9 protein-coding genes are annotated in these 14,359 nt (G+C 75.0%); 3 read left to right on the forward strand and 6 right to left on the reverse strand.

Annotated elements, in window-relative coordinates:
- Window positions 1-163: 163 nt before the first annotated feature.
- From JNO44_RS19950 to JNO44_RS19960, 3 genes are all read right to left on the reverse strand, one after another.
- On the reverse strand, window positions 164-649 hold the full coding sequence (locus tag JNO44_RS19950) for an ATP-binding protein (RefSeq protein WP_067350095.1): 486 nt from the start codon (window positions 647-649) through the stop codon (window positions 164-166).
- A 481-nt stretch (window positions 650-1,130) separates the two neighbouring features.
- Window positions 1,131-2,090 (reverse strand): acyl-CoA dehydrogenase family protein, encoded by a 960-nt coding sequence (locus JNO44_RS19955; RefSeq protein ID WP_205365535.1) that lies wholly within the window; start codon window positions 2,088-2,090, stop codon window positions 1,131-1,133.
- A gap of 7 nt (window positions 2,091-2,097) precedes the next feature.
- Window positions 2,098-3,252, reverse strand: a complete 1,155-nt coding sequence (locus JNO44_RS19960; RefSeq protein ID WP_205365536.1) for an acyl-CoA dehydrogenase family protein — start codon at window positions 3,250-3,252, stop codon at window positions 2,098-2,100.
- A gap of 279 nt (window positions 3,253-3,531) precedes the next feature.
- On the opposite strand from JNO44_RS19960, the gene JNO44_RS19965 reads away from it, so the two are divergent.
- The gene (locus JNO44_RS19965) at window positions 3,532-5,055 is read left to right on the forward strand and encodes a class I adenylate-forming enzyme family protein (protein WP_205365537.1); all 1,524 of its coding nucleotides are present in this window, start codon (window positions 3,532-3,534) and stop codon (window positions 5,053-5,055) included.
- An 83-nt stretch (window positions 5,056-5,138) separates the two neighbouring features.
- On the opposite strand, the gene JNO44_RS19970 is transcribed toward JNO44_RS19965, so the two are convergent.
- Together JNO44_RS19970 and JNO44_RS19975 are read right to left on the reverse strand one after the other, a co-directional pair.
- Window positions 5,139-7,292, reverse strand: coding sequence for a protein kinase (locus tag JNO44_RS19970; RefSeq protein WP_205365538.1), 2,154 nt, complete (start codon window positions 7,290-7,292; stop codon window positions 5,139-5,141).
- A gap of 185 nt (window positions 7,293-7,477) precedes the next feature.
- Window positions 7,478-9,616: a serine/threonine-protein kinase gene (locus JNO44_RS19975; protein WP_240167595.1), complete on the reverse strand. Its 2,139-nt coding sequence runs from the start codon at window positions 9,614-9,616 to the stop codon at window positions 7,478-7,480.
- A 189-nt stretch (window positions 9,617-9,805) separates the two neighbouring features.
- Here JNO44_RS19975 and JNO44_RS19980 point away from each other — a divergent pair, with 189 nt between their 5' ends.
- Window positions 9,806-11,071 carry a serine hydrolase domain-containing protein gene (locus tag JNO44_RS19980; RefSeq protein WP_205365540.1) on the forward strand — a complete coding sequence of 422 codons (1,266 nt, stop codon included), beginning with the start codon at window positions 9,806-9,808 and terminating at the stop codon, window positions 11,069-11,071.
- Between the two features lie 36 nt (window positions 11,072-11,107).
- On the opposite strand, the gene JNO44_RS19985 is transcribed toward JNO44_RS19980, so the two are convergent.
- A complete protein-coding gene (locus JNO44_RS19985) occupies window positions 11,108-12,817 on the reverse strand; it encodes a glycerol-3-phosphate dehydrogenase/oxidase (protein ID WP_205365541.1) in 1,710 nt (569 codons plus the stop codon).
- Window positions 12,818-13,063: 246 nt separating this feature from the next.
- Here JNO44_RS19985 and JNO44_RS19990 point away from each other — a divergent pair, with 246 nt between their 5' ends.
- Window positions 13,064-14,311: a nucleotide sugar dehydrogenase gene (locus tag JNO44_RS19990; RefSeq protein ID WP_205365542.1), complete on the forward strand. Its 1,248-nt coding sequence runs from the start codon at window positions 13,064-13,066 to the stop codon at window positions 14,309-14,311.
- The last annotated feature ends 48 nt before the right edge of the window (window positions 14,312-14,359 follow it).

A 14,359-nucleotide genomic window follows, 5' to 3' on the forward strand; every position in this document is an offset into this window, starting at 1 on the left:
GCTCCGGGCCGCGATCCGCACTCGACAAGGCCGCGGGTCGTCGACCCGGCACGCCCTTGCCGTCCCCTCACGGCGCATCGCTTCCCCAAGAGTGATCACCAGGGAACGCCACGTCAACACCTGGTCTGGACTAATTCCGCGTCAGGCGAACCGATTCAGCGATTTACGACCGGTTTGTGGTGACGCTCGTTACGGCGCAAGCAGGGTCATATGCCCCCAGGTCCGCACCGGCCGCCATCAGCAGCGGCTGCCCGCGGTCCACTTCGCACCAGATCCGCTTGCCGGCCCCCTCCCGCTGCCAGCCCCAGCGGTCCGCGAGGCCGTCGACCAGCTCCAGACCGCGACCGTTGGTGTCCTCGCCGTCCGCGTGCCGGGGGCGCGGCGGGCGGGCGCTGACGTCCACCACTTCGACCCGTACGGTGCCCACCACGGCGCCCGTCCCGGAGAAGCACATCCGTAGCCGGGCCGCCGAACCGGTGTGCACCACCGCATTGGTGACCAGCTCGGAGATCAGCAGGATCAGCGTCTCGGCGAGCGGTTCGTCCGCCCCTATGCCCGACCCCGCGAGCCTCGACCTGGCCCACCGCCGGGCCCGCCCCACTTCCGCGGGGTCGGGCCGCACTTCCAACTGCACCTGAAGCACCTGCACCGCTCACACCATCCGAACCGGCGGAAACATCGCCTCGCGCCTCCACGGAGTCACGGTGCGTGACTCCGGCGAAGCACAGCATGGTTGACGTTCAGTCACCGCAACAACCGCTTCGGGCATATTCCAGCGCAAGGGAGTATGCGTGCGGCATACTGTGCGACGCACAGCGCGGGGAGTCGAACATGGGGGGTCATCGGGGCCTCGCCCGAGGCGAGCGGCGCGCAGTCGATGCCCCGGAGCCGTCCTTCCGACGGCACCGTGACATTTGCGCCACAGAACCACTCGCACCCCACGGAGCGTACCCGAGCACAGCGCCGACTCCCCCCTGTGACGAGTCACGCCTAGGACACAACCCGATATCGACCCTCCGTGACCACTTATGCGTGAGGGACCCGACATTTCGCACACGGGTTGCCAGAGTCTGACATCGACGGCGCGGCCAGCACGCTCCGTACGCGTCCGCGGACGCCGGCGCACCCCCTCACCCCGCCAGCGCGTCCGCCAGGCGCTCCTCCGCCTCCCGCGCGCCGCCCCACCACTCGGCCCGCAGCCAGGCCCGTTTGAGGTGCAGATGGACATCGGCCTCCCAGGTGAAGCCCATCCCGCCGTACACCTGGAGGCAGTCCCGGGCGTTGCGCACCGCGGCCTCGTCCGCCAACAGCTTGGCGCCCACGACGTCCAGGGCGTCCTCGGTCACCGCCGCCGCGTAGACCGCGGCCCGGGCCAGCTCGGCGCGGACCAGCATCCCGGCGCACAGATGCTTGACGGCCTGGAAGGAGCCGATCGGCGCGCCGAACTGGGTGCGCTGCCGGGCGTACGCGACCGCCATCTCGACCGTCCGGGCCGCACTGCCCAGCTGCTGGGCCGCGGTCAGCAGGGCCGCCTCGCGGCGCAGCCGGGGCACGTCCAGGCCGGGCTGCGGGACGGTGCACGCAGGGCCGGTGACGCGGGCGAGCGGGGTGAGGGGGTCCACGGAGGCGAAGGGGGCGCGGGCGACGTCGGCGGGTGCACTCCGGTACGCCCGGGCCGCGTGCGCCGGCGCATCCCCGTCCAGGAAGATCAACGCGTCGCAGTCGGCCGGGTGCTCCCACAGCGCCGGATCGGTCGCGCCATCACACAGCGCGACGATCCGCTCACCAGTCGCCACCCCGTCCACCGCCCCGGCCAGCAGCTGCCCCGCCACCAGCGGGCCCGGCAGCAGCGCCCGGCCGGCCTCCTCGAAGACCAGGACGGCCTCCGGCAGCCCCAGCCCGACGCCGCCGTCCGCCTCCGGGAGCCGCAGGGCGAAGAAGCCGGCGTCGGCCAGCTCCCGCCACAGCCCGCGGTCCAGCGCCGGGGCGTCGACGGCGGCACGCAGCCGGTCCCGGCCGAAGCGGCGGGCGAGCAGTTCCCGGGTACCGTCCCGCAACGCCCGCTGGTCCGCGGTGAGTTGGAAGTCCACCGGCCGCTCACCGCCCCTTCGGCAGGCCGAGGATCCGCTCGGCGACGATGTTCCGCTGGATCTGCGAGGTGCCCGCGGCGATGGTGTACGCGAGGGCGGAGAGCCGGCCGGCGACCCACGGGTGGTCGGCGTCCAGCGCCCGTCCGCCGAGCACCTCGGCCGCCGCGTCGTAGAGCTCCTGGCGGGCGTGCGAGTAGCGCAGCTTGAAGACCGAGCCGCCGGCGCCGGGGACGCCGCCGGCCCCCTGCGCCTCGCTGACGTTCCACTGGGTCAGCCGCCACAGCGCGGCGAACTCGGCGTTCAGCCGGCCCAGTCGGCGGCGCAGCACGGGGTCGTCCCAGCGGCCGTCGGCGCGGGCGGTGCGGGCGAGCTCGGCGAGCAGCCGGCGGCAGGCCACCACCTCGCCGACGAAGGCGGTGCCGCGCTCGTAGGAGAGCGTCACCATCGTCACCCGCCAGCCGTCGTCCTCGGCCCCGACGCGGTTCCCGACCGGTATCCGGACCTCGTCGAGGAACAGTTCGGCGAACTCGGTGGAGCCGGCCAGTGTGCGCAGCGGCCGGACGGTCACCCCGGGGGCGTCCATCGGCATCGCCAGCCAGCTGATGCCGCGGTGCCGGGGGGCCTCCGGGTCGGTGCGGACGAGCAGTTCGCACCAGTCGGCGACCTCGGCGTGCGAGGTCCAGATCTTGCTGCCGGTCACGACGTAGTCGTCGCCGTCCCGGACCGCCCGGGTACGCAGCGCGGCCAGATCCGAGCCGGCGTCCGGTTCGCTGAAGCCCTGGCACCAGATCTCCTCGCCGCGCAGGATCGGCGGCAGCCAGCGGGCGCGCTGGGCGGCGGTGCCCTCCGCGGCGATCGTCGGGCCGGCGTGCAGCAGCCCGACGAAGTTGGCGCCGACGTAGGGGGCGCCGGCCCGCTCGGCCTCCTCCAGGAAGATCAGGTGCTGGGTGGGGGTGGCGCCCTGGCCGCCGGCGTCGGCCGGCCAGTGCAGCCCGGCGTACCCGGCGTCGTGGAGCATCCGCTGCCAGGCCGCGTCGTGGGCCCGTCGGCCGGGCCAGTCGGTGGCGGCGGGCGGCGGCGGCAGCTTGGGCAGCACCTCGGCGAGCCAGCTCCGCAGCCGGGCCCGGAAGGCTTCCTCCTCTTCGGTGTAGGCGAGGTCCATCAGCGGTCCCGGTGCGCCGGGAGGCGGGCCCCGCGGCGGGCGGCGGGCCCGCGCGCGGGGTCCTGGACGCTGGTGCCGCGCGGCGGCTCGGTCGGGTTCGCCATCGTTCCCCCTCGCCCGTGCCGGTCGCATCGCACCCGGATGCGCCGGGCACGCAGATAACTGATACCCCGTCAGATTCCAGGCTAGCCGTGGACACTCTGGACCGACAAGGCTCCGCCCCCTAACCTCGGAGCCCTTCCTGGCGGATCGTCAGTAGATGGAGCGGAGGGGATCCGCATGACCGGCAGCACCCTGTGGGACCTCGTCGTCTGGCGAGCCGCCCGGACGCCCGACGCCACCGCCCTCGTCCAGGGCGCGGAAAGCCCCCGGGACGAGCGCCGGATCAGCTTCGGGGAGCTGCGCGAGCGCGCCGAACGGGTCGCCGCCGGGCTGTCCGCGCGCGGCGTCCGCGCCGGCAGCCGGGTGGTCTGGCAACTGCCCACCCGGATCGAAACGGTGCTGGTCAGCCTGGCCCTGGCGCGGCTCGGCGCGGTGCAGAGCCCGGTCCTGCCGCTCTACCGCGAGCACGAGGTGGGCCAGGTGCTGCGCCGCACCCGCGCCGCCTTCGTCGTCGTGCCCGGCGTCCGGCGCGGCGTCGACCACACCGCGATGGCGCGCCGCCTGGCCGCGGAACTGCCCGCCCCGCCGACCGTCGTCGAGGCGTACGACACCCTGCCGGACGGCGACCCGACCACCCTCCCCGCACCGCCCACCGACCCCGACGAACCCCGCTGGATCTACTGGACCTCGGGCACCACGGCCGCCCCTCGCGGCGTCCTGCACACCGACCGCAGCCTGCGCACCGCCGGCGGCTGGCTGGCCGCCGCGCTGCGCCTGGGACCGGACGACGTCGGCTCGATGGCCTTCCCCTACTCCCATGTCGCCGGACCCGACTACACCGTCATGCTGCTCGTCCACGGCATCCCCGCCGTCCTGCTGGAGCACTTCGCACTGCCCGCCGCGCTCGCCCCCTACCGCCGCCACCGGGTCACCCTGGCCGGCGGCTCCACCGCCTTCTACTCCCTCTTCCTCGCCGCCCAGCGCGCCCTCCCGCCGGGCCGCCGACTGCTGCCGTCGCTGCGGCTGCTCGCCGGGGGCGGCGCGCCCAAACCGCCCGCGCTGTACCACGAGGTGGTGGCCGAACTGGGCTGCCAACTCACCCACGGCTACGCGCTCACCGAGGCCCCGATGGTCACCATGGGCGATCCGCACGACAGCGCCGACCTGCTGGCCACCACCGACGGCCGGCCGCCGGCCGGGATGGAGGTCCGGATCGCGCCGGGGAGCGGGGAGATCCTGCTGCGCGGCCCGGCCGTCTGCCGCGGCTACCTGGACGAACCGGCTCCGTTCGACGCCGACGGCTTCCTGCGCACCGGCGACCTCGGCCACCTCACCCCCACCGGCCACCTCGTCATCACCGGCCGCCTCAAGGACATCATCATCCGCAAGGGCGAGAACATCTCGGCCCGGGAGATAGAGGACCTCCTCTACCGCCATCCGGACATCGCGGACGCCGCGGTCGTCGGACTGCCGGACCCCGAGCGCGGGGAGCTGGTCTGCGCGGTGGTCGAACAGCCGCCGGGCGCGGACGCGTTGACGCTCGACGCGGTCACCGCGCGGCTGCTCGCCCAGGGACTCGCCCGCCACAAGCTGCCGGAGCGGCTGGAGGTGCTGCCCGCCCTGCCGCGCGGGGCGACCCTGCGCAAGGTGCTCAAACAGGAGCTGCGGGAGCGGTTCGGAGGCGACGGCGGAGGTGCGTGACACGACCGGGGACGGGCACCGGGCGGGGCGCCCGTCCGGCGGGCCCGGCGGCTCCCGGCCCGCCGGCCACCCCGCGGACGCGGCTAGCCGGGCCGGTACGAGCTGCTGGCCTGGGTGTACAGGCGGTCCACCTCGGTGCGGCCGGTGTCCGGGCCGATGACCAGGACGCAGTGGTAGCGGCCGTCGCGGATCATCGCGAGGTTGCGGGCGTAGACCTGGCGACCGCTGCCGTCCTTCCAGGTGAAGGCGCCCTCGGCCATCGCCGTCTGCCCGACGTCTATCCGCCGCAGCCCGGAGACCGACGACCAGCCGGAGGCGCGGAACGCCGCCAACTCGGGCTCCTTGTCCTGCTGGTAGGCCATCGGATCGGGGCCGAACCGCGCGGTGGTGTCGCGGCCGGGCACCACCAGCAGCTCGTAGTCGCCGCCCGTGTAGCGCACCTGGCCGCGGTCCGCCCCGGCGCCGCGCTGCCAGCCCTCGCGCACCGCGATCTGGAATCCCGCGGGGTCGGTGCGCAGGGCGAAGCCGGCGGCGACGCCCCCGGAGGCGGTGGTCCGCGGCGCACCGGTGCCCGGCGCGCGGCCGGTGCCCCTGCCGTCGTCGCCGTCCCGGCCGGGCGGGACGGCCGGGCTGTTGCCGGGCGTCACGCCCGAGGTGCCCGTGAGGCCCCCGCCCGACGGCCCGCCCGCCGCGTCCGCCCCGGACTTCGGCAGGAACATCACGGCGTAGGCGATCCCGGCCACCATCAGCAGCAGGATCACGGTGAGCAGCACCCGGCCCAGGCTGCGCGGCCCCCGACCGGCCCGCGGTCGCGGTGGCACGGGCCCCACCCCGACGTGCCCCAACAGCTCCGACGGCTCCTGCCCGGCACCGGACGGACGCCCGGCGGAGCGCGCGGACCTGGCCGGCCGGAACGCCGCGGGCTCGGCCGAGCGCGGCGGAGGCGCGCCCGCCGCCCGGCCCGCGGGCACGGACCGCGGACGGGCGCGGAGCCTCTTCGGCCGCCCCCGGCGGACCAGTTCGCCCCGCCGGCGGAGGATCGGCAGCCGCCGCGGATCGGCCGGCCCCGCCAGCGCAGGCAGGGCCACCGTCCGGCGGCCCAGATCCGGCTCCGGCGCCGTCCGCACCAGCGCCCGCAGCCGGTCGCGCAGCTCCTCGGCCGCCGGCCGCCCGGCCGGGTCCTGGCACAGCAGCGCCCCGATGACGGGCCGCAGCGCCCCGCCCTCCGCGGCCTCGGCCGGCGGCTGCGCCCGCACCCACCGCACCAACTCCGCGGCGCTCTCCTCCGGATACGGCGGATGGCCCTGCACCGCGCGGAACAGCAGCGCGCCCACCGCCCACAGATCCGCCGCCGGACCCACCGGCGCCGCGCTCCCGTCCGCCGGCCCTGCCTGCTCCGGCGCCCAGCGCTCGGTGACCGCGCCGACCACCTGGAGCCGCGCCTGCCGGGCCCGCTCGGCGGCGAGCCCGGTCGGCCCCGCGCCACCGGGCGCCTGGTCCGCCGGCTCCTCGGGCACCGGGTCGTACCCGCACAGCGCCTCCTGGGCCGCGCCCACCGCCAGCCCCGTCAGGATCGCCCGGCCGTCGTCGCAGACCAGGACCGTGCGGGCGGTGATGTTGCGGTGCAGCCAGCCGTGCGCGTGCAGGGCGCGCAGGGCGGTGAGCAGATCGACGGCGATCTCCGCGGCGCGGTGCGGGCTCAGCGCCCGCGCGGCGAGCAGCGCGGACAGCGGGCGGGCGGGGAGGAGTTCGCCGACGATCCACAGGCTGCCGTCCTGCGCGAAGACGTCGAAGACCTGGTCGAGCAGGGGGTGGTCGGGCAGTTGGGCGGCGGCCGTCGCGGCCTGGAGGGCGTGCTGGACGACCGGGTCCCGGGGGCTGCGGTCGGCGCCCTGGGTGGCCGCCCGGCCGCGGACCGCCGCCGTCCGGCCGCCACTGGCGAAACCATCCTGCGCACGCCCGTGCGCCGGATGTCCGTCCGCGCCGGAACCGGCCGGCATACCGGATCCGTCCGCCGCCAGCAGCTCCGCGTCCACCACCTCCGGCAGCGGCACCTGACGGATCAGCACTTCCTGCCCGCTGTAGGTGTCGAAGGCCCGGGTCTCGCCGAACTGGTCGGGGCAGGAGGCGTCGTAGGGGGCGCCGGGGGCGTCCGCCGCGGGGCCGGGATCGTCGCCGAACGGCCGCGCCGGCAGGCGGTAGCGCTCGGCGAGCACTCTCCCCGCGTACTCGTCCACGACGCGCCTCCCCTCAGCGTGCGCCGCGCCCGCCCGGGGCGGATGCGTACGACTGTGGACTTCTCACGATACGGGGCAGCACCGACAGTTGAGCCCGTCGGACCGCGACGCGCGCCGTGTCCGTCCGCGGACGCCGGGGAGCGGGCGGTCCGGCCCCGACGGGCCGGCCCACCGCCCGCGTCGGGTCAGTCCTTGATCGCGAAGGTCCGGAAGGCGGTGTCCCGCAGTTCGCGGCACTCCTCGTCGTCCCAGCCGTCCGCCTTGCAGGTGATCATGATGGCGTAGCCGTGGTGGTCGTCGGCGCGGAAGCCGCGGTTGAGCACCCGCACGTCCTCGCCGCCCTGACGGCGGGTGAACGCCCAGTCCGCGACGGTCGGGTAGCCGCGCCAGCCGATGGCCTTGATGCCCAGCAGGTGGTAGTCGTCGCTGGAGCCGGCCACGTCGGGCTCCAGGCCGCGCCAGGACGCCGCGGCGTCCTTGCCGGGCGAGTCGTTGTAGTCGACCTGGATGCGCGGGAAGCCGCCGTCGGCGCTGTATATGGCGCCGGAGTTCTGCCCGGCCGTATCGGTCTGCTTGAACCCCTTGGGCATCACCATGGCGAAGTGGAACCCGCCGTTGGTGACCTGCGCGAAGCCGTCCGGGATCGCCGCCCCGCCCTTCTTCCCGCCCTCGCCGCCGCCGGCGCCGCCGGCACCCTGCGTGCCGCCCTTGCCGCCGCCCGGGGTGCCGCCGCCCGGGGTGCCGCCCGACTTCGCCCCGCCAGGCGTGCCGGCGCCGTCCGTGGCCGGATCACGGCTCGCGTCGGCCGACCGGCTCGCGGCCCGGCTCGCGTCCGTGCCCTTGCCGGCCTTGCCGGAGGCGGAGTTGCTGTTGTCGCCGCTGCTGAACAGCAGTGCCAGCAGCGTCCCGAGGACGACGACCACCACGGCCGCCGCGATGATCAGCGTCCGGCGCGGCACGACGTCGGTCACCGAGGCGCGCGGCGGGGCGGGACGGCCGTCGCGGTCGCCGGGTCTGGAGTCGGACCGGGCCGCCGCGGCGGCGTTCCGCACGGACGTCAGGGCCGCGCGCACCCGATCCTTGGCGGCGTCCGCGTCGAACCCGGCGCGGGTCGGGGAGCCGTCCGCCGCGGCCTTGCTCGCGGCCGGTCGCGCCGCGGCGCTCTTCTTGGCGGGCTCCCGCGCCGGCGCCGGCTTCACCGAACCGCCGTCCGTGCGCGCCGCCTTCGACGCGCCCGGCGCCGTCCGGTCGGCCCCGGCGGCCGCACCGGTACCGGTGGCCGTGGTGGCCACACCTGCCGCACCTGCCGTGCTCGCCCCGGAGGCCGCGGAGGCCGTCGGCTTCGCCTTGGGCTTCTTCGGCGTCCGGGGCTTGGCGGTGTCCTGGGCGGGCCTGGCGGGCCTGGCACCGCCCGACCGCTCCGGCGGCGCGGTGGGCAGCGCCATCGCCCGCGTCGCGTCCATCGGGGGCTCCGGCTTGGGCTCCGGGGCGTGGATGACCTCGTGCAGCAGCGCCCGCGCCGCCGCCTCGTCCAGCCGGCCCTCCGGGTCCTTCACCAACAGGCCGTAGATGACGTCCTCCAGCGGCCCGGCGCTCTTGGGCGGCTCGACCGGCTCGGTCATCACGGCGGTGAGGGTGGCGATCGCCGAGCCCTTGTCGTACGGGGGCACGCCCTCGACACAGGCGTACAGCAGCCCGCCGAGCGACCACAGGTCGGCGGGCGGGCCCGGCTTCTGGCCGCGGGCCCGCTCCGGCGAGATGTACGAGGGCGCGCCGACGAGCATGCCGGTCGACGTCACCGAGGGGTCGCCCTCGACCTGGGCGATGCCGAAGTCGGTGAGCACGACCCGGCCGTCGTCGGAGATCAGCACGTTCGACGGCTTCACGTCGCGGTGCAGGATGCCCTGGCCGTGGGCGGCGCGCAGGACGTCGAGCACCGCGTAGCCGACCTCGGCGGCGCGGCGCGGGGTGAGCGGACCGTCGTCGCGGATGACCTCGGCCAGCGAGCGGCCCTCGACCAGCTCCATCACGATCCACGGCCGGTCGTCCTCGTCGACCACGTCGTAGACCGTCACCGCGGCGTTGTTGCGGATCCGGGCGATCGCCTTGGCCTCGCGCAGCGTGCGGGTGATCAGACGACGCTTCTCGTCCTCCTCGATCCCGCCGGGAAAGCGCAGTTCCTTGACCGCGACCGTGCGCCCCAGGACCTCGTCGCCGGCCCGCCAGACGGTGCCCATACCGCCTCGGCCGAGAACATCGGCGAGCCGGTAACGGCCGGCGAGGAGCCTGCCCTCCTTGCCGTCCATCTCGACCTCGTCGCCCACTGAATCCCCTCTGCATTCCAGCCGAGTTGGCGGCCTCGATTCTCCATCGATCGCCAAACTGGCCCAACTCGGACAACCCACCCTGGCAGAGCCTTCATTCTCTCTCATCCGCGGCCGTGCGGAAGGCCCGGGTGGGTGCCGGAGGGTACCGCGCACCCGTCATGATGGCCCCGACGACGGGAGTTCTTTTTGCCGCTCCACCCTCCCCGCCCGATCACCCCGGGTCCGCCGCGCCCGGTCGCCCTCATCGTCCTGGCCGTGCTGGCCGCCCTGGCCCTGACGGCGTGTACGAGCACCCCGCTCGCCTCCGTGGCACGCCCGAGGGCGGTCCGGGCGCCGGCCACCACCGCTGCCGCGCTGCACCGCCTGGTGACCGACGGCGCCCCCGGCGCGGCCGCGCTGGCCACCCGGGACGGCCGCCTGGCGGCCTCGCGGTTCACCGTGGTCGGCGTCGCCGATCTGCGCAGCGGCCGGAAGATGGGCCGCCTGGACCGCTTCCGGGCGGGCAGCCTCACCAAGACCCTGGTCGCGACGGTGGTCCTGCAACTCGTCGGCGAGGGCCGGCTCGCCTTGGACGACCCCGCCGCGGAGCACCTCCCGCCCGGCGTGCCGCTCACCGGCGCGGGCGGCGCGAACGATCTGCGCCGGGTGACGATCCGCCAGCTCCTGGACCACACCAGCGGCCTGTTCAACTACACCGAGGACCCCCACCTCGCCGAACAGCTCTACGGCGCGGGCTTCGTGGCCCACCGCTACGACCGCCACACCCCCACCGAACTGCTGCGGATCGCCCTCGCCCACCCGCCGACCGGCGTCCGCACCCGCTCCCCCCGCCACAGGGGCACGGGTGGGGGTGCCCCCGACGGCAGCTGGGGGCGCGCCCCCTTCGCCTACTCCAACACCAACTACCTGGTCCTCGGCCTGGTCATCCAGGGCGTCACCGGGCACCCGTACGCCGAGGAGCTGCGCCGCCGCATCCTGGCCCCGTTCGACCTGCGCGGCACCTCCTTCCCCGGCGACAGCCCGACGCTGCCCGCGCCGCACGGCCGCGGCTACTCCCTGATCGACGGCCACCAGGTGGACAGCACCGCCCTCAACCCCAGCCGGGCCGGCGCCGCCGGCGAGATGATCACCACCCTCGTCGACCTCAACCGGTTCTTCGCCGCGCTGCTGGGCGGCAAGCTCCTGGCGCCCCGCCAGATGGCGCAGCTGCGCAGCGAGAAGGCCACCCACGGCGCGTACGGCCTGGGTGTCTACGCCACCCATCTGCCCTGCGGCGTGACGGTCTGGGGCCACAACGGCGACATCAACGGCTCGTACGCGCAGACCGCCGGCACCGCCGACGGCCGGCACCTGGTCAGCTACCGGGTCAACACCGACGACCCGACCGACCAGGGCGACGGCACCGCCGTGCTGACCGCCGAGTTCTGCCCGTCCCGCGACCGGCCGGACTGAGCCGGCGCAGCCGGGCCGACCCGGCGGTGCCACGGACTACGTCAGCGGCACGATGTCCGGCGCGCCCAGCCGGGCCGCGTCCGCCGTCAGGTCGTCGGGCTGGCGCTGGGATTCGCGCTCCGCCTCCACCCGCTTCTCGTAGTGCGCGATCTCCTTCTCGATCTGCGCGCTGTCCCAGCCCAGCGCCGGCGCCATCAGCTCGGCGGCCTCCCGGGCGCTGCGGGTGCCGCGGTCGAAGGTCTCGATGGAGATCCGGGTGCGCCGGGTCAGCACGTCGTCGAGGTGCCGGGCTCCCTCGTGCGTGCAGGCGTAGACGACCTCGGCGCGCAGGTAGTCGTCGGCGGCGGCGAGCGGCCGGCCCAGCGAGGGGTCGGCCACCACCATCTCCAACAGCTCCTCGGACAACGAGCCGTAACGGTTCAACAGGTGCTCCACCCGGGCCACGTGCAGACCGGTCCGGGCGGCGACCCGGGCCCGCGCGTTCCACAGCGCCCGGTAGCCCTCGGCGCCGGCCAGCGGCACGTCCTCGGTGACGCACTCGGCGACCCGGGCGTCCAGCCCGTGCACCGCCTCGTCCACCGCGTCCTTGGCCATCACCCGGTAGGTGGTGTACTTGCCGCCCGCGACGACCACCAGGCCCGGTACCGGGTGGGCGACCGTGTGCTCCCGGGACAGCTTGCTGGTGGCGTCCGACTCGCCGGCCAGCAGCGGGCGCAGACCGGCGTAGACGCCCTCCACGTCGTCCCGGGTGAGCGGGGTGGCCAGCACCGAGTTCACGTGCTCCAGCAGATAGTCGATGTCGGCGCTGGAGGCCGCCGGGTGCGCCTTGTCCAGGTCCCAGTCGGTGTCCGTGGTGCCGATGATCCAGTGCCGCCCCCAGGGGATGACGAAGAGCACGCTCTTCTCCGTCCGCAGGATCAGCCCGGTCGTGGAGTGGATCCGGTCCTTGGGGACGACCAGGTGGATGCCCTTGGAGGCGCGGACGTGGAACTGTCCGCGCTCCCCGATCAGCGCCTGGGTGTCGTCGGTCCAGACGCCCGTCGCGTTGACGATCTGGCGGGCCCGGATCTTGTGCTCCACACCGCCCTCGACGTCCTGCACCCGCGCGCCGACCACCCGCTCGCCCTCGCGCAGAAAACCCACCACCCGCGCCCGGTTGGCGACGTGCGCGCCGTAGGCCGCCGCGGTCCGCACCAGGGTGGTGACGTACCGGGCGTCGTCCATCTGCGCGTCGTAGTACTGCAACGCGCCGACCAGCGCGTCCCTCCGCAGGCAGGGCGCCACCCGCAGCGCGCGGCGGTGCGAGAGGTGGCGGTGGACGGGCAGCCCCCGGCCGTGGCCGGAGGAGACCGACATCCCGTCGTAGAGCGCCACGCCGGAGCCCGCGTACCAGCGCTCCCAGCCCTTGTGCCGGAGCGGATAGAGGAACGGCACCGGCTTGACCAGATGCGGCGCCAGCCGCTGGAGCAGCAGCCCGCGCTCCTTCAGCGCCTCCCGCACCAGCGCGAAGTCCAGCATCTCCAGATACCGCAGGCCGCCGTGGATGAGCTTGCTCGACCGGCTGGAGGTGCCCGACGCCCAGTCACGGGCCTCGACCAGCCCGGTGTCCAGCCCGCGGGTCGCGGCGTCCAGCGCGGTACCGGCGCCGACGACGCCGCCGCCGACCACCAGCAAGTCCAGTTCCCGCTCCGCCATCTGGGTGAGTGCCTTGGCGCGCTGCGCCGGTCCGAGTGTCGCTGTCTTCACCACTGCCTCCCGCTGTGATTCGGAGCCGGACCCCCCGTCCGTCGATTCTCTCCGCGGTTGGTTCCGGCGACCACCTTCCGCTCAGGGCGGCAACACCCGGCCACCTCGATCCGCCAATACCCATTCTGGGTCAAATATCCGCTTAGTCTATTTATGTCCTTTTAGTGGTTGGGGCCCGCGTGCCGACGGCCACCACCAGGACACCGCGCAGGGCCCACACACTCGCTCGGGAAGGACGGCCGCAGCATGCCCGCAGATCTCGCCGTCATCGGACTCGGTCACCTGGGTCTCCCCCTCGCCCAGGCCGCCACCACCGCCGGCCTCACCACCATCGGCTACGACCCCGATCCCCAGGTGGCCGCCCTCCCCGGCACCGGCGGCCCCCTCTCCCCCACCGAGGTCCGCCGGCTGCTGGCCGCCGGCTTCCGCACCACGGCCGACCCCGCCGCCCTGGGCCGGGTCCGCACGGCCGTCCTGTGCGCACCCACCCCGCTCGGCACGGACGGCACCCTGGACCTGTCCGCTCTCGCCGACGCCGCCCGCACCCTGGCCACCCGCCTGCGCCCGCACACCACCGTCATCCTCGAATCGGCCGGTTACCCGGGCACCACCGAGAAGTTCCTCCGCCCCCTCCTGGAAGCCGGCTCCGGCCTCACCGCCGGCCGCGACTTCCACCTCGCCTGCTCCCCCACCCGCCACGACCCCGGCAACCGCACCCACCGCTACCGCAACACCCCCAAGGTCATCGGCGGCCTCACCCCCGCCTGCACCGAGGCCGCCGCCGCCTTCTACGGCCGGCTCACCGACAAGGTCGTCCGCGCCCGCGGCCCCCGCGAGGCCGAGACCGCCAACCTGCTGGAGACCAACTACCGCCACATCAACATCGCCCTGATGAACGAGATGGCGGTCTACTGCCACGAGATCGGCGTGGACCTGTGGGACGTCATCCGCTGCGCCGAGACCAAGCCGTTCGGCTTCCAGTCCTTCCGCCCCGGCCCCGGCGTCGGCGGCCACGCCGCCCCCATCGACCCCAACCACCGTGCCCCGCACGGTGGTTCACCCGGCGCACCGCTGCGCATGGTGGAACTCGCCCAGGAGATCAACGGCCGGATGCCGACCTACGTCATCCAGCGCTGCACCACGCTCCTGAACGAGCACGGCAAGTCCGCCCGCGGCGCCCGCATCCTGCTGCTCGGCGTCACCTACAAGCCCGACCTCGCCGACCTGGCCGGCACCCCCGCCCACGAGGTCGCCGCCCGCCTGCGCGACCTGGGCGCCCACCTCACCTACCACGACCCCTACGTCCCCCACTGGGAGGTCCACGGCCGCCCCGTCCCCCGCGCCGACTCCCTCTACGAGGCCGCCGCCACCGCCGACCTGACGGTGCTCCTCCAGCCGCACCGCACCTACGACCTCCAGGGCCTGGCGGTCAAGGCGCAACTCCTCCTCGACACCCGCGGCGCCACCCCCACCGGCGCGGCCCACCGCCTGTAACGCGTGAAGGCCCGGCCGCGCCAACGCGCAGCCGGGCCTTCACACGTC

The sequence above is a fragment of the Streptomyces noursei genome (genome assembly GCF_016917755.1).
Taxonomy (GTDB): domain Bacteria; phylum Actinomycetota; class Actinomycetes; order Streptomycetales; family Streptomycetaceae; genus Streptomyces; species Streptomyces yunnanensis.